General features: G+C 33.0%; 15 protein-coding genes. 8 read left to right on the forward strand and 7 right to left on the reverse strand.

What is annotated here, in order from left to right:
• Positions 1–3: 3 nt before the first annotated feature.
• The 7 genes from AB3G36_RS00650 to topA form a co-directional block, all read right to left on the reverse strand.
• Entirely contained in the window at positions 4–1,053 is a 1,050-nt protein-coding gene (locus AB3G36_RS00650) for an NAD(P)/FAD-dependent oxidoreductase (RefSeq protein ID WP_367754995.1), read from the reverse strand.
• Between the two features lie 122 nt (positions 1,054–1,175).
• Positions 1,176–2,066 carry a gliding motility protein GldN gene (gene gldN, locus AB3G36_RS00655; RefSeq protein ID WP_367757979.1) on the reverse strand — a complete coding sequence of 297 codons (891 nt, stop codon included), beginning with the start codon at positions 2,064–2,066 and terminating at the stop codon, positions 1,176–1,178.
• Positions 2,067–2,115: 49 nt separating this feature from the next.
• Positions 2,116–3,663 carry a gliding motility protein GldM gene (gene gldM, locus AB3G36_RS00660; protein WP_367754997.1) on the reverse strand — a complete coding sequence of 516 codons (1,548 nt, stop codon included), beginning with the start codon at positions 3,661–3,663 and terminating at the stop codon, positions 2,116–2,118.
• A gap of 45 nt (positions 3,664–3,708) precedes the next feature.
• The gene (gene gldL / locus AB3G36_RS00665) at positions 3,709–4,359 is read right to left on the reverse strand and encodes a gliding motility protein GldL (RefSeq protein ID WP_367754999.1); all 651 of its coding nucleotides are present in this window, start codon (positions 4,357–4,359) and stop codon (positions 3,709–3,711) included.
• 47 nt (positions 4,360–4,406) lie between these two features.
• Complete coding sequence (gene gldK, locus AB3G36_RS00670; protein WP_367755001.1) at positions 4,407–5,816, reverse strand: gliding motility lipoprotein GldK; 1,410 nt, start codon at positions 5,814–5,816, stop codon at positions 4,407–4,409.
• Between the two features lie 131 nt (positions 5,817–5,947).
• Positions 5,948–7,090 carry a formimidoylglutamase gene (locus tag AB3G36_RS00675; RefSeq protein WP_367755002.1) on the reverse strand — a complete coding sequence of 381 codons (1,143 nt, stop codon included), beginning with the start codon at positions 7,088–7,090 and terminating at the stop codon, positions 5,948–5,950.
• A gap of 1 nt (position 7,091) precedes the next feature.
• Entirely contained in the window at positions 7,092–9,623 is a 2,532-nt protein-coding gene (gene topA / locus AB3G36_RS00680) for a type I DNA topoisomerase (protein ID WP_367755004.1), read from the reverse strand.
• Positions 9,624–9,915: 292 nt separating this feature from the next.
• On the opposite strand from topA, the gene miaB reads away from it, so the two are divergent.
• The 8 genes from miaB (at position 9,916) to groL (ending at position 17,358) form a co-directional block, all read left to right on the forward strand.
• Positions 9,916–11,361: a tRNA (N6-isopentenyl adenosine(37)-C2)-methylthiotransferase MiaB gene (miaB, locus tag AB3G36_RS00685; protein WP_367755006.1), complete on the forward strand. Its 1,446-nt coding sequence runs from the start codon at positions 9,916–9,918 to the stop codon at positions 11,359–11,361.
• Between the two features lie 95 nt (positions 11,362–11,456).
• Entirely contained in the window at positions 11,457–11,828 is a 372-nt protein-coding gene (locus tag AB3G36_RS00690; RefSeq protein WP_367755008.1) for a GxxExxY protein, read from the forward strand.
• Positions 11,829–12,102: 274 nt separating this feature from the next.
• Positions 12,103–13,359: a sigma-54 interaction domain-containing protein gene (locus AB3G36_RS00695; RefSeq protein ID WP_367755010.1), complete on the forward strand. Its 1,257-nt coding sequence runs from the start codon at positions 12,103–12,105 to the stop codon at positions 13,357–13,359.
• Positions 13,360–13,452: 93 nt separating this feature from the next.
• The gene (locus AB3G36_RS00700; RefSeq protein ID WP_367755012.1) at positions 13,453–13,956 is read left to right on the forward strand and encodes an LptE family protein; all 504 of its coding nucleotides are present in this window, start codon (positions 13,453–13,455) and stop codon (positions 13,954–13,956) included.
• A 57-nt stretch (positions 13,957–14,013) separates the two neighbouring features.
• Complete coding sequence (locus AB3G36_RS00705) at positions 14,014–14,865, forward strand: tetratricopeptide repeat protein (RefSeq protein WP_367755014.1); 852 nt, start codon at positions 14,014–14,016, stop codon at positions 14,863–14,865.
• Between the two features lie 3 nt (positions 14,866–14,868).
• Positions 14,869–15,198, forward strand: coding sequence for a preprotein translocase subunit SecG (gene secG, locus AB3G36_RS00710; RefSeq protein ID WP_367755016.1), 330 nt, complete (start codon positions 14,869–14,871; stop codon positions 15,196–15,198).
• Positions 15,199–15,337: 139 nt separating this feature from the next.
• The gene (gene groES, locus AB3G36_RS00715; protein WP_367755018.1) at positions 15,338–15,613 is read left to right on the forward strand and encodes a co-chaperone GroES; all 276 of its coding nucleotides are present in this window, start codon (positions 15,338–15,340) and stop codon (positions 15,611–15,613) included.
• Positions 15,614–15,729: 116 nt separating this feature from the next.
• Positions 15,730–17,358 (forward strand): chaperonin GroEL, encoded by a 1,629-nt coding sequence (groL, locus tag AB3G36_RS00720; RefSeq protein WP_367755019.1) that lies wholly within the window; start codon positions 15,730–15,732, stop codon positions 17,356–17,358.
• Positions 17,359–17,403: the final 45 nt, after the last annotated feature.

Raw genomic sequence — 17,403 nt, forward strand, 5'->3', positions numbered from 1 at the left:
TACTTATTGTTTTTTAGGTTTAAACCGATTTATATTAATAACTGTATCTAAAGGTATTCCTTTTTCAATATTTTCAAATAAAGCTTTTGCCATTGCAGGTCCTAGCATTACGCCACGAGTCCCTAGTCCATTAAGAATATGCATTGAATTGTGCTCTGAATGCGTCCCTACCAACGGTCTTCTGTCTTTTACTGTAGGTCGTACACCAGCAAAGTGTTCCACAATTTCAAAATCACAGGTAATAATTTCTTTTATTCTGTCTATTAATTCCTGCTTGCCTTCTTCTGTAGGCAAATCTGTTTTGTCTTTCCAATTATAAGTGGCACCTACTTTAAACAAGTCTCCCCCTAGTGGTAAAATAAAAACACTTGTGTTAATAATTACATCTAAGTTTAATTGTGGCGCTTTGATGATAAACAACTCCCCTTTTGTACCATCTAACGGCAAGTGGTTAAAGAAAGGATTTGCATGCATACCAAATCCCTCAGCAAAGATTATATTCTTAGCTTGGATATCTTTATAACTAACACCTTCATTATGGATGACTAAAGAATCATAATCAAAGGATTCACACAAAAATAAATTATGCTCCATTAGATAAGCTCTATATTTTTCTAATAACAAAGCTGTATCAATATATCCAGTATGAAGTACTTCGCCATAATTATAAGGTGAGTAAATTCCAGAAAATTGGGTTGTAATTATATTTGGAGACAAGAAAGGAGATAAAGCTTCTTTATCCGAAGCTGTAAACCAATTATTTTGTTCTTCTATAGAAAAAAACTTTCTTAGAATTGGCTTTTTAAAATCGAATTGTATTTTAAGTTTCTCTCCAATAACAGAATAAAAGCTTTCCATCAATACTAATTGTTCCTGAGCACACCAAACTTCACTAAATCGTTTTAAAATAACAGGGTTGTACAATCCCCCAGCAATTCTAGATGAATTTTGAGAATAATTATCCAGAACCAAAATTGACTTATGATGCTTTAGAGCCATTTCGGAAAATGATATTCCTGCTAATCCAGAACCAACAATTAAATAATCAATCATATTAAAAAATGAATTTTAGAATAAAATACAAAGTACGTGTATTAAAAAATAAAACTAAGTCAGCTATAAATAAAAAACTCTTGCTTTACAGCAAGAGTTCTAATATTAACTAATAAATGAAATTAGTAATTCCACATATCAGATTCGAAATCACGTATCTTTTCTTTAACTCTTTCCGATTCCAACAATTGATTTTGAGCGTTGTCTTTCATGTATTCAGCAATAGATCTATCACCATATACATTTTCTTCTTTATAGATAACACTATTAAAACGCCTTGAATTTAAAATTTGATCAAAAGAAATAGGCATGGCAGAATTCACATCGTTAAATGCTTTTGCTTCATGCAAAACCTCTCTAGCTGATGGGAAAAAGATCCAAAATAATTCGATATAATCTTTTTCATCATTATTCATAGTGTACACATCTGGAGTAACTGGACAAATACCTAAAAGACGATATTTTAATTCACTTTGACGTTTATCAAAATACCAATATCCTTTAATTTTATATTGTGTTACATCTTGAGCCGTTAAATCTGACCTCAAAATGTATTCAGGAGAAACCTGCATTCCAGCATTTATTTGCTCCCTACCAGCATCCGTAGTATCAACTCTTGTTAAAGAAGATTGAATGTCTTTAAAAGATTTCTTAGTATTAAAATAACTATCAGAATAGACGTCACTAATTGCACCACTTCTAATTGCTTTTGTCAAAACATCATATAAAGAACGTCTATCAGAACCAATGTTAGCAGTATCAATAGGAAAGTATAAAGCGAAGTTGATTTTCTCGCTTAAATCAATAATTTCCCAAGTCGTCTTACCCATTAATACATCTCTATCATGAACGTAACCATAGGCCAAAGGCTTATCATTATCAGAAATAAGCTGAGCAGCAGTTTTAAGACCTATTTCAGAAGGTGTTTTTGCATTTAGCAAATTAGATTGCGCAAAAGATGAAACACTTCCAGTAACGGAAATAATAACTAATAAAAATTTTCTCACATTCATCATGTTTTCATTATAAGATATTGAAGATGCCAATAAGGCAACCTACTTATTATTGTATTTCAAAAATAACCGGAGCAGTTCTAGGTAATAAATAACTACCAGCACCTACTAATTTTGTTTTAATTTCAGAAATGGTAACTTGATCTCCTCTTCCCGCTTTAGAAAGTACAGCTTTACATTGAGAATTTAATTTATCACCTTGTACAACTACTGTTGGCTGTCCAGTAACTTTTAAATTGAACCCTACAACATTTAACCCCACTTCAAAATCAAAATCTTCCAATTTTGCTCCAATAGTAGCAATTTCAAGGTTAGATTTAGGTCCTTTTACAACACCCGTTTCTCCTCTAATTGTTCCTGTTGGTCCTGGAATTCCTTTAATTCTAAATGTCTTTTTATCTGAAACTTTAGAACCATCAGGTAACGTACCTGTAACATTAATCACTACTTCATTCCCAGATGTAGGACTCATGCTAAATTTACCACCACCTGCAGAGCTTAATCCTGGAGCTGAAGCTGAAATTTTATCAGCAGAAATTCCAGCAAATGAAATAGTCATTGGATTAACAACACCTCTGTACACTACATTCATTTTATCCGCTGAAATGGTAGCCGATTTAGGTCTTGCAACAACCACATATTTGTCTTTAATTGCTAAACTTACTGTCTTCCCTCCCTCATCAAAATTAAACGAACCATTTATAGGATGTTCACCAATATTACCTGCTCCAAAAGAAAATTTAGCTTGACCAGCCATCGCTTGAATATTTGAACCATTCAATACAACTGATTTGGCCTGTAATGATGGATCAAATTTTCCTAATATAATTTTACCTGAAACTGCTTCACCTTGAAAGAATACTGATTTATCAAGAACTACAATTGGTTGATAAGCTGTAAGTGATGCAGCTGCAACCAAATCAGATTGAAACATTCCACTCATGATATCACTTTCTGTAGCCTTAATGTCAGCTTGCAATTGAGATATTTTAGTAATTGTAGCAATCAAAGGAAAACCTTTGTAGTTATAATCAATCCAATCTAAATTAGCACCTGCTTTTTCTGAATACACTGGTTTTGTAGCAAATCTAGCTTCTATTTTTGCCATTTCAGACTCTGCAATAGAACTACCTCCAATTTGCTTAATCTGAGCTGGATAACTATTTATTTTATCTAAAAATTCTTTACCTTGTTTAGAGACTTTATCTCCAGTAAAAAACATGCGATCTATTAAATCGCCCTTATCCATTTGTTCATAAGGCAAATTACCTTTAGCGTCTCTTTCAAAATTTTTAGTAACAGATGCCTTTATGTTTTCTAAATAATCATTAAATTCTTTAGACAAAGCTCTAATCTTTTCAACTTTGATCTTTTTATCTCCAAATTGACCCGGCTGATCAACCGCTTTTTGCGCCAATTGTGCAAATGAGCCTTCATTTCTTTGATCAGTAATTGCATTTGACTCAACAATCTTAACGTTTAATATTCCAAAAGCTGATAAAACTTCTTTTGACATATTCAAAGCTAACATTGCAATAAAAATTAAATACATCAGATTTATCATCTTCTGTCTAGGGGTAAGTTTTCCTCCTGCCATATTTTCTACTAATTAGTTAGTTGTTTATTTATAGTTCGAAACTAATTATCCCTTGTTATTCATTGCAGAAAGCATTCCACCATAAACATTGTTCAATGACGACAAATTTGTAGTCAATGACTGCATTTGCTCTTTTAATTTCAAGTTATTTTCGACAACTTCTTCATTAATTTGGGCATTTCTTGACGCACTTTGCAATTGTATTTTATATAAACTATTTAAAGATTCCATTTGAGCAGCAGCAAGAGTCAATTCTTCACTGTATTTCTTAGTTGATGCCATTGATTCAGCAGTTGGAGCAATACTTTTTGCAGCTGATTCGAAATTTTTAATGCTATTTCCTAAACTTGACATCAATTCCCCGTCAATTTTTGCATCTTTCAACATGGCATCTAATTTTTGAGAAAGTAAACCTTGAGCTTCAGCAACTGGAGCCTCTACTTTAGGTGCTTTCTTTTTTGCCTCACCATTTGCCAATTCTGGATATACTAAAGTCCAGTCTAATTCATTATCAACAGGTTCAAAAGCCGAAAGAGCAAAAATCCCAGCTTCAACCAACAATCCAATCGTTAACATTAAATTACCAGTTATAGGACCAAATTCTATGTGTGTTATTTTGAATAATGCTCCTACGATTACAACTGCAGCACCCATTCCATAACAGAAATTCATTGCTTTTTTGCTTAATATTGCCATAATTTAATTTTTTTTAGGTAGTTAGTAGATTTGGTTTTTGTTTTTATTTATCTTTTAATTTTCTTACCGTTTCCAGTTGTTTCTAATCCCATGTAATCTTGAACAGTTCTGAATCCAATAAAACTTCTTGCAGAATCAGCATATTCAAAATCTCTTGTACTTACTTGTAGGAAATAAGCAACGTCTTTCCATGATCCTCCACGAACCACTTTACGTTTGTTTGAGCCATCCTGAACATTTGGGTTCATTGAAGAAACATATTCATAAGCATTTGGGTCATATGATGAATCTGTCCATTCCGAAACGTTTCCAGCCATGTTATACAAATTATAACCATTTGGCTCGTAAGATTTAGCTTCTACAGTATACAATGCCTGGTCAGCTGCATAATCCCCTCTATTTGGTTTAAAATTAGCAAGAAAACAACCTCTATCATTTTTAGTGTAAGGACCTCCCCAAGGGTAAGTACCTGACTCTAAACCACCTCTAGCTGAATATTCCCATTCTGCTTCCGTAGGCAATCTGAATGAATTGATTAAGTCGTGTCCTTTTTTCTTTGATTTGATATATGTATTTTTATTAAGTGTTCTCCAAGCACAAAAAGCTTTTGCTTGTGTCCATTTCACACCTACAACAGGATAATCTCCATATGCTTTATGCCAGAAATAATCATTATGCATTGGTTCATTGTAAGAATACGAAAAATCTTTAATCCAAACTGTTGTATCTGGATATACTTTTACTTCTTCTGTTTTAATAAAATCTTTTCTTTTTCCAACTTTAGCTTTAGCTGCGGCCTGAATATCCATCCAAGAGTAACGGAATTTAAGCTTATCTACATCAATAGTCCTTAAACCATTATAAGAAGCCGCTAAGGGCAAATACATCGAGTCCATTACTTCAACGTAATATTCGTCAGGATATAACTTAGTATCTTTAATTAATTTTACTTTTCTATTTAATCTTCTACCAGCATAAGGATCGTCGTCCGTACCTATACTGTAATAGTTATCGTACATATACTTATCATACGCAGTCATTTTTTCCGGATCAGAATCATTAAAAGCAAAATCACCTATACTTCCAGCATTTTTACCTTTTCCTTTTCCATCACCCGCTTTAATACCACTTTCATCTGCAAGAATAGCTAATCTTACTCTCATTGTAGAATCTTTTACCCATTCTACAAACTGACGGTATTCGCTATTGGTAATTTCAGTTTCATCCATATAAAAGGAACGAACAGTAACCGTTTTTGTTGGAGCATCTTGAATTGCAGCTACATCATCATCAGATTTACCCATTATAAATGCACCTCCAGGAACCAAAGTCATTCCATAAGGTTTTTCTGGATGCCATTTCCCTCCATTAATCCCTACCAATTCACCTTTGTCGCCTGATTTACCACAGCTTATTAATAGCGCCAAAATTGCCATAAATGCAATGAACTTCTTCATATAAATTCGGGTTAATTATTCATTATTATTTAAGTGTGTAAACCTATTTATTATTTTTTTAAAAAACAATTATTTTACACTAAACAACATTATTTTTTACAATAAAAATTCAGTAAGCTTAAAAACAATTTTTAAATACTGTTTTTACGCTGTGCCTTCCACCATCTTTCAGGTAATTCCTGATTACATGCCCCTATATATTCATCATAAGAACATGGTAATAACGTATTTCTTTTCAATTTATTATTCCCATTTGAAATAAATGGAATCTCAATCCACCATCTATCCGTCTTATCACTTTTATAAAAAACTAAAACTTCTTCTTCAGATGGAACTATATATTTTATATAATTTTCTCTACTTCCAAAAGGATATTCATTAGAACGATAATGAAACCCTTCAATAAAATACCAAATAATTTGTGCAACTAATACTGATTCCTGTACAGAATTATTATGATTAAATATCCCAAACATGGATACTTTATCACTTATACCAGCATACCTTGACAAGGAACAAATCTCTTTTCCATTAAAACCATTAGGCGTAAATATACTGAAATTTCCTGAATCTGAGGACTTTACAGAATTCAAATCAAGACTAACTATATCTGCATCTCTAAAAACTGGTTCAGCCAAAGCTATATTATTAGAAATTTCACCCAATCGATATCCGTCAAAAAATAGCTTTTCAACTAAATCTATCTCTTCTTGAGAATTATAATAGGTTTGATATCCTATATTACAATAATTAAAGAGATTATTAGGTTCGTCAATTATTATCTTGGTCAAATAAGAATTTGAAGATGTTTCTTCATTTTCTTTTCCAAAATCAAATTTACTATCTATAGAAACTAGGTTAACCATTTGTTCCAATTCGTCATATGCTCTATATAAGGCATAGGTCAAATCTTGAGAACCTCCTATAACAATTGGAATAATTTTATTTTTTATCAAATTAGAAACTACTTTACGTAAAGCAAAATAACTATCCGTAATCGTATCTCCGGCAAGAATATCTCCTAAATCCGCAATTGAAGCGTCCCAATTTCCCGGAAACATACTGTACAATTCTTTTCGAATAGCCATTATATCCACTTCCGAAAATGCAGTATCGCTTCCGCGATTTTCCAGTACACCAATCACAGCGATATTAATTTTATTTAAATCCGGAAATTGATCTTTAGTGTGAAAAACAATTTTACTTCCCAATTGCTGAGAAGACAACTTTTCCAAAAAATCACTATCAATGGGTTTTAAAAAATCAAATTCCATTTTATTTCTTTTTTACTACAGGTTTCTTAATAGCAACTTTTTTCACAACTGCCTTTTTAGCTGGAGCTTTTTTAGCTGCTGCCTTTTTAACTGGTGTTTTCTTAGCAATCATCTCTTGAACTTCTTCCAAAGTTAATTTAGTAGCATCTACGTCCTTACTCAGTTCAATTTTAATTTTTCCTTTAGTAATAACGGAACGACCCCAACGTGCTTTTTCAACTAAAATCCCTTCTTCAACCCAGTTGTGTAATACCTTGTCGATATTTTTCTGTAATTTATCTTCAATCAATGCTTCTATGTCCGATTGCGATAAATTATCAAAATTATATTTTTTACTTACATTAATAAATAAGCCATTCCATTTTATAAAAGGACCAAAACGACCCGTTCCTTTTTGAACTCCTTCTCCTTTATAAACAGCTATTGGAGCGTCAGCAATTGCTTTTTCGTCAATTAACTCTTGCGCTCTTTTAAAATCAACGTCAAGTGGATTCTCTCCTTTTGGCAAAGATACAAATGCAGCACCATGACGAATATAGGGACCAAAACGACCATTACTCACTTCGACCTCTTCTCCTTTGTATTCTCCTAAATTTTTAGGAAGCAAAAATAAATTCAGTGCTTCTTCCAAATTTATATTTCCTATATTTTGGTCTGCCATCAAACTAGCAAACTTTTTCTCTTCATCATCTGCAGCTCCAATTTGAGCCATAGGTCCAAACTTTCCTAAACGAACAGAAACTGGCTTTCCACTTTTTGGATCTGTTCCTAAAATTCGCTCTCCACTTTCTCTTTCAGCATTTGCCTCTACATCTTTAACTATTGGATGAAATTGATCGTAGAATTCTTTCATCATTACTGCCCAATCAACATTTCCCTCCGCAATTTCATCAAAATCTTGCTCTACTTTGGCGGTAAAGTTGTAATCTAATATGTTTCCAAAATTCTTAACCAAGAAATCAGTAACAATAGTTCCAATATCTGTTGGCACTAATTTTCCCTTATCTGAACCGGTATTTTCTTTAAGTAACTTCTCTCCTACTTTATTTGATTGCAAAGTAAGTTGAGTATAATTACGCTCCTGACCGTCAAGATTTCCTTTCTCTACATAGTTTCTATTTATAATTGTAGAAATAGTTGGAGCATAAGTAGATGGGCGCCCAATCCCTAGTTCTTCTAATTTTTTTACTAAAGAAGCTTCAGTATAACGAGCTGGTGGTCTTGAATATCTTTCTGTAGCAGTGATGTAGTTATTTAATAACTTTTCATTGACTTTCATTGCAGGAAGCATTCCTTCTTGCTCCTCTTCATCGTCATCATGACCTTCAAGATATACTTTTAAAAACCCTTCAAATAGCAATACTTCACCAGAAGCTGTAAACAACTCTCCGTGATTATTAGCTTCAATTTTTACGTTTGTTCTTTCCAGTTGCGCATCACTCATTTGGGAAGCCAATGTTCTTTTCCAAATTAAGTCATACAATCGAGCTTGGTCTCTGTCAATATTTACAGTGTGTCTTGACATATCCGTAGGACGAATCGCCTCATGCGCTTCTTGAGCTCCTTTACTTTTATTGACAAAAGTACGAGGCTTAGAAAACTCCTTACCATAAGATTTAATAATTTCAGCTTGAGCCGCATCCATAGCATCCTTTGACAAGTTAACACTATCGGTTCTCATATAAGTGATAAGTCCAGCTTCGTATAAACGTTGTGCTAATTGCATAGTAATTCCAACTGGCAAGTACAACTTGCGCGCCGCTTCTTGTTGTAAAGTTGAAGTTGTAAACGGACCTGTTGGTGATTTTTTTGTCGGTTTCGTTTCTAAATCTGAAACCTTATAAGTAGAACCTACATTTTTATTTAAAAAATCTTCGGCTTCTTTTTTAGTATTGAAATTCTTAGGTAGCTTTGCTTTGAATGACTTTCCTGCTTCGTTAGTAAATTCTGCAACAACAGAATAAGTTGCAATTGAATTGTAATTTTGAATTTCTCTTTCACGCTCCACAATTAAACGAACGGATACTGATTGTACACGACCTGCTGAAAGTCCGCCTTTTATTTTTCTCCAAAGAACAGGAGATAATTCATAACCTACCAATCGATCTAAAACGCGACGTGCTTGCTGCGCATTCACTAAATTATAATCAATCTCGCGAGGATTATCAATTGCTTTTAAAATGGCATTTTTAGTAATCTCATGAAAAACAATACGCTTTGTTTTTTTTGCATCTAATTTTAATTCTTCCGATAAATGCCAAGAAATAGCTTCCCCCTCTCGATCCTCATCACTTGCTAACCAAACCATTTCGGCTTTTTTAGCCAATCCTTTTAGCTTGGTTACTAATGCTTTTTTATCAGCCGAAACTTCATATTTAGGTTTAAAACCATTCTCTACATCTACACCAATTTCCTTTGAAGGCAAGTCGGCAATATGCCCATAACTTGACTCCACTTGAAAATCACTTCCTAAAAATTTCTCGATTGTTTTTGCCTTTGCAGGGGACTCAACTATTACTAAATTCTTTGCCATTGCTCTATTTTTCTAGGACAAAAGTATCTATTTTTTTTAAATATAGAGTTTTAGAAATGATTTTAAAAAAATATTTCACTCAAAAACGACGGTAAATAGGATTATCTAACATCCTTTTTTAGCCCAGATTGCAATGAAAATCCTTATTGTTCTTTTTGTTAAGAACAATAAGATTGTAATGGAAAGCAGGAAATAGCTCCAAAAATAAAATCTAAAAACATTGTTAATTCTTACACTGACATCTTGTCATATTTATTGAAATTGCCTTATCTTTGCCTTTTTAAAAAATACAATGGAAAAGATTATTGAAGAAAGCAAACAAGGTGAAAGTCTTGTTCTAGAAAACAAACCTGGGAATACAAAAAAATTATTTATAGAAAGCTATGGTTGTGCGATGAACTTTTCGGATAGCGAGATCGTTGCTTCCATATTATCCGCAAATGGATACAATACAACGCAAGTTCTTGAAGAAGCTGATTTGGTTTTGGTGAACACTTGCTCTATTAGAGATAAAGCAGAACAAACGGTTCGTAAACGTTTAGAAAAATATAATGCAGTAAAACGCATTAACCCGAAAATGAAGGTGGGCGTTTTAGGCTGTATGGCTGAACGTCTTAAAAGTCAGTTCCTAGAGGAAGAAAAAATTGTAGATCTTGTTGTAGGACCTGATGCCTATAAAGATTTACCCAATTTATTAGCAGAAGTCGAAGAAGGTCGTGATGCCATAAATGTAATTTTGTCGAAAGATGAAACGTATGGTGATATTTCTCCTGTTCGATTGATGAGTAATGGAATAACCGCATTAGTTTCTATAACTCGTGGTTGTGATAACATGTGTACTTTTTGCGTAGTTCCATTTACCCGCGGTCGTGAAAGGAGTCGTGAGCCACAAAGTATCATGAAAGAAATTCAGGATTTATGGGACAAAGGGTTTAAAGAAATTACTCTTTTAGGACAAAATGTTGACAGTTACCTTTGGTACGGTGGTGGTTTGAAAAAAGATTTTGAAAATGCCTCTGAAATGCAAAAAGCAACAGCAGTAGATTTTGATCAATTACTAGAAATGGTCGCTGTTGGTTTTCCTAAAATGAGAATTCGATTTTCAACATCCAATCCTCAGGATATGCACGAGAGTGTTTTACATGTGATTGCAAAACACAATAATATATGCAAACACATTCACTTACCGGTTCAATCTGGAAGTAATAGAATTTTAGCGGCAATGAATCGCTTACACACTCGTGAAGAGTACATGACTTTGATTGATAAAATAAGAACCATAATTCCAAACAGTTCTATTTCACAAGATATGATTGCTGGTTTCCCAACTGAGACTGAAGAAGATCACAAAGACACTTTAAGTTTAATGGAATATGTCAAATATAATTTTGGTTATATGTATTCGTATTCTGAACGCCCTGGAACTTTGGCTGGAAGAAAAATGGATGACGATGTAACCGAAGAAACTAAAGCCCGAAGATTGCAGGAAATTGTAGACTTACAACAAAAACACGCTTGGTTGCGATCAGAAGAATTTATTGGACAAACGGTAGAGGTCTTAGTTGAAAAAGTTTCAAAAAAATCGACTGAAGAGTTTTCAGGTAGAAATTCACAAAGCATCACTGTAGTTTTTCCGAAAGAGAATTATAAAATCGGTGATTTTGTAAATGTAAAAATCAACTCCTGTACTAGCGGAACTTTGAAAGGAGAGGCAGTGGGTCTAAGTGAGATGAATTAAGGAAGTTTAAAAAAATTACACCACAAATTACACAAATTTTCACAAATTATAATTTTCAATGTTGTTTATTAATCCCCTAACCTGATTATTTATAAATGGAATATTACAAACAAGAAGAGAATTATAAGATAGTTGGTATTTGTATGGAAGTTCATAGAATTTTAGGTCCAGGTCTACTAGAAATAGTATATAAAGATGCCTTGGAAATTGAATTTAAAAACAATAACATTCCATTTGAAAGAGAAAAAGAATTTTCAATTCAATACAAAGGAAATATTCTTGCTCACAAATTTTATGCTGATTTTATTGTTTATGATGAAATTATCCTAGAAGTAAAAACAGTTAAAGAAATTAATAACGAACACATAGCCCAAACATTAAATTACATTAAACTTGCAGATTCACAAATTGGAATTATCGTGAATTTTCAGAATAAATCACTAACAAACAAACGATTAGTTATATAAATAAATTTGTGGAAATTTGTGTGATTTGTGGTAAAAAAGACAAATAAAGACATGACAAAAAAACAAATAATCATAGCAATACTTACTTTCATTATAGGATTTGGGGGAACGTTTTATATAATTAGAACCTACTTTCCAAAGCACAAAGTAGAAAAAACGAGTACTGTAAAAGATACTTTGACAAAAAAATAAATTACAACAGTGAATCGTTTAATTAAATAGAGTTCGATTTTGAACTTGAAAACTTAAACCTCAAAACTTTAAATACAAAATAATGGATACAGTTCAAGCCATAAAACAACGATTTGAAATTATTGGAAATGATCCAAAATTAAATCGTGCCATAGAAAAAGCCATTCAAGTTGCCCCAACCGATATTTCTGTACTGGTCGTAGGTGAAAGCGGTGTAGGTAAGGAAAGCATACCTAAAATAATACATTCGCTATCGCATAGAAAACACGGTAAATATATTGCTGTAAACTGTGGTGCCATTCCTGAAGGGACAATAGACAGTGAGCTTTTTGGCCATGAAAAAGGAGCTTTTACAGGAGCAACAAGCACGCGTGAAGGGTATTTTGAAGTAGCTGATGGAGGAACTATTTTCCTTGATGAAGTAGGTGAATTACCCTTAACTACCCAAGTGAGATTACTTCGTGTTTTAGAAAATGGTGAATTTATTAAGGTAGGTTCTTCTCAAGTTCAAAAAACAGATGTCCGTATTGTAGCTGCTACCAATGTCAATTTATTTGACGCCATCGAAAAAGGAAAATTTCGTGAAGATTTGTACTACCGTTTAAGTACAGTAGATATTCTTCTTCCTCCTTTAAGAGACAGAAAAGATGACATTCATTTATTATTTAGAAAATTTGCTGCTGATTTTGCACACAAATATAAAATGCCCCCATTAAAACTAGATGAAAATGCAGTTCAAGTGTTACAAAAATTTCGTTGGAGTGGAAACATCCGTCAATTACGAAATGTAGCCGAACAAATTTCAGTATTAGAAACAAATAGAGATATTTCAGCTCAGACTTTACTATCTTACTTACCTTCAGAAGGGAGTAACTTACCCTCAGTTATTAAGGATAAAAAAGCAGAAAGCGACTTTAGTACCGAAAGAGATATTTTATACAAAGTCCTTTTTGACATGAAAAGTGACTTACATGATTTAAAAAAACTGACTTTAGAATTAATGAAAAGTGGCGCCACAAAAGTACAGGACATCAATCCTTCTTTAATTCAGAAAATATATGGTTCCAAAGAAAATGACAGCGAAATAGACTTTGAAGAAGAACCTAGAACAGCTTTAATTTCCACACCAAATAAAGAAGAACGTTACGAAGAAAATGACGAAAGTTATTTATTTGCAGAAACTATTGAAGAAGAAGAGGTCTTAAGATTAGAGCAAAAAGAAATCGAAATGATTAAGAAATCATTAGAAAAAAACAAAGGAAAACGTAAAGCAGCTGCCGATGAACTAGGTATCTCCGAAAGGACATTATACCGAAAAATCAAGCAATTTGACCTTTAAAAATTAGCAAATAGGAATAGATATTTACAAACAATTTTTTGAATACCTTTGAACCGAGCGTCAGCCAAATAACGTAGCAATTTTTAAATAAAAATGAAAAAAACATACTATACCCTCTTAATCGCTTTACTATTTGCACTTAACAGTTGCTCCGTATATAACTTTACAGGAACTGGAAAAATTGATGCCAAAACATTTCAAGTTAACTTTTTTCAAAATAATGCTGACCTGATTGAACCAGGAATTGACCGAACTTTTACTCTGGCATTACAAGACATTATACAGAATCAAACCAACCTAAATTTAGTGAAAAATGGAGGTGACTTGACATACGAAGGAGAAATTGTAGATTACAGAATAAGCCCAATGACTGCAACAGCAGATCAAAAAGCATCTCAAAACCGTTTAAAGATTAGAGTAAATGTTCGATTTACAAATAAAAATAAAGAAGTAGATAATTTTGAAAAAACTTTTGAATTTTATTATGATTATCCCGCAGCACAACAATTAGGCGGAGCAACATTGAGTAACGCTTTAAAAGAAATTTTTGACAGAATAACACAAGATATCTTTAACGAGTCACTAGCTAAGTGGTAGATGAAATTATTATTTCAAATAATTTATAAATCAATACATACAACTGAATAACTATTTATGAACGTAACCGATTATACTTACTTAATTAATAAACCAAATACGATTACAGAAAATCAAACAGAAGCTTTAACAAAAGTGCTGGATGAGTTTCCTTTTTTTCAAAGTGCAAGAGCTTTGCGATTAAAAGGACTGTATAATCAAAATAGTTTTAAGTATAATTTTGCATTAAAAGTTACGGCAGCCCATACAACGGATAGAACCGTTTTATTTGATTTTATCACTTCGGATAGTTTTATTGCGATTCAAAAAGAATTTTATGACAAGAAATCACTTGAACTCCTTGATATAACTGTAATCGATAGTGAAGTCGTTATTTCAAAAGAAAATTTAAAGATAGAGAAAACACCTATAGAACAATCTATTCTCACTTCTATTAAGGAAGCTTCAAATGAAACTATTGACAGCACAAAAATAGTTGAAGAAAAATTGGCCATAGGCAAGCCTTTGGATTTTTCTAAAAATGAGACACACTCTTTTCAGGAATGGCTTCAGCTTTCTAGAACACAACCTATAATAAGAGAACCCGAAGTCAATAAAACTCCAGAAAACACTGTTCTGGATGAGACAAAAAAGAAAAAAGCAAAACTAATTGACCGCTTTATCGAATCAAGTCCTAAGATTTCACCTGTTAAACATGGAGTACCTTCCACTATTCATATTGACATTAATAAAGACGATAATTCGTCATTAATGACCGAAACTTTGGCAAGAGTCTATTTGGAACAAAAAAAATATCAAAAAGCGATTCAAGCTTATGATATATTAATTTTGAAATATCCAGAAAAAAGTAGTTTCTTTGCAGACCGTATATCGGATATTAAGATTTTACAACAAAACAATAATAATTAAACAATGAGCACATTTTCAATTTTTTTAGTTTTAATCACAATAGTTTGTTTTCTATTGATCGTAGTAATAATGGTTCAAAACCCTAAAGGTGGTGGACTTTCTTCTACATTAGGAGGATCGACTCAAATGGGTGGTGTACAAAAAACAACAGACTTTTTGGACAAGAGTACTTGGACATTAGCTACAATTTTAATTGCATTAATATTACTTTCTAGTTTGAGTTTTACTGGAACATTAAGCGATACTGATTCTAAAATCATTGACAATACACAAACTGCAGCTCCTGCTTCGCCAGTACAAAACACACCTGCACCAACAACACCTGCAAAATAATTTACATTATATAAATATTACTAAGTGCCAGCCTGTCAAAGCTGGCATTTTTTATAAGAAAATCTGTCAGTTATAGCAAGATGGCACAATTTCTGAAATCGTATTAACAATCTATATAAAACAATAAAAACATATAATTATGGCTTTAAACATTAAACCACTTTCAGACCGTGTTCTTATTGAACCAGTTGCTGCTGAAACAAAAACTGCTTCAGGAATTTTTATTCCAGATACTGCCAAAGAAAAACCACAAAAAGGAACTGTTGTTGCTGTAGGAAGCGGAACAAAAGATCACTCCATGACTGTTAAAATTGGTGATTCTGTTCTTTACGGTAAATATGCAGGTACTGAATTAAAATTAGAAGGTAAAGATTACTTGATAATGAGAGAAGATGATATTCTTGCAATAATTTAAATTTTGTTTCAAGTTTGCTTCGCCTGTTCACTATCGTTCGGGTCAGGTTTCAATTTTCGAATCCTAAAATGAAACTTTAAACAAAAAAATTTCAAACATTAAACAAAAAAATTAAGATGGCAAAAGATATAAAATTTGATATTGAAGCACGTGACGGACTAAAACGTGGTGTAGATGCATTGGCTAATGCAGTAAAAGTGACTCTAGGACCAAAAGGTCGTAATGTAATCATCGGAAAATCTTTTGGTGGACCAAATGTAACTAAAGATGGTGTTACTGTAGCAAAAGAAATTGAATTGAAAGACCCATTAGAAAACATGGGAGCTCAAATGGTTAAAGAAGTCGCTTCTAAAACTAATGATTTAGCTGGAGACGGTACTACAACTGCAACAGTTTTAGCACAAGCTATTGTAAAAGAAGGCTTAAAAAACGTTGCTGCAGGTGCAAATCCAATGGATTTGAAACGCGGTATTGACAAAGCAGTTGAGGCCATTGTTGCTGACTTAGCAAAACAATCAAAAGTAGTAGGTACTGATTCTGAAAAAATTAAACAAATCGCTTCTATTTCTGCTAATAATGACGAAGTAATTGGTGAATTGATTGCTACTGCTTTTGCAAAAGTAGGAAAAGAAGGTGTTATCACAGTTGAAGAAGCTAAAGGAACTGATACTTATGTTGACGTTGTTGAAGGAATGCAATTTGACAGAGGATATCTTTCTCCATATTTTGTTACAAATCCTGAAAAAATGGAAGTGGAATTAGAAAACCCTTACATTTTATTATATGATAAAAAAGTTTCTTCACTAAAAGAATTACTTCCTGTATTAGAGCCAGTAGCACAATCTGGAAAACCTTTATTAATTATTGCTGAAGATGTTGATGGTGAAGCGTTATCTACATTGGTAGTAAATAAATTAAGAGGAGCATTAAAAATTGCAGCTGTAAAAGCACCAGGTTTTGGAGACAGAAGAAAAGCAATGCTTGAAGATATCGCAATCTTAACAGGTGGAACTGTAATTTCTGAAGAAAGAGGTTATACTTTAGAAAACACAACAATTGAAATGTTAGGAACTGCTAAAAAAGTGACTATCGATAAAGACAATACTACTGTTGTAAGCGGAGCTGGTGAAGCTGACATGATCAAAAATCGTGTGAACCAAATTAAAGGTCAAATGGAGGCTACAACTTCTGATTATGACAAAGAAAAATTGCAAGAGCGTTTAGCTAAATTAGCTGGCGGTGTTGCGGTTCTTTATGTTGGAGCTGCTTCTGAAGTAGAAATGAAAGAGAAAAAAGACAGAGTAGATGATGCATTACATGCAACTCGTGCTGCTGTTGAAGAAGGTATTGTTGCTGGTGGTGGTGTTGCGCTATTAAGAGCTAAAAATGCATTAACTAGTGTAAAAGCAGACAATGCTGACGAAGCAACAGGAATTCAAATTGTATCTCGTGCAGTAGAATCTCCATTAAGAACTATTGTTGAAAATGCAGGTCTTGAAGGTTCTGTAGTTGTAGCAAAAGTAGCTGAAGGAAAAGGTGATTTTGGTTATAACGCCAAAACTGATGAATATGTAGATATGCTAAAAGCAGGAATTATCGACCCTAAAAAAGTAACACGTGTAGCATTAGAAAATGCAGCATCAGTTGCTGGAATGATTCTTACTACTGAGTGTGCATTAATTGACATTAAAGAAGATAACGGAGGCGGAATGCCAATGGGAGGCGGAATGCCAGGAATGATGTAATATCAAACCCTTCTAGATATAAAAAAATCCGTTCAACAATGTTGA

The organism is Flavobacterium sp. WC2430 (assembly GCF_040822075.1).
Lineage (GTDB): Bacteria > Bacteroidota > Bacteroidia > Flavobacteriales > Flavobacteriaceae > Flavobacterium.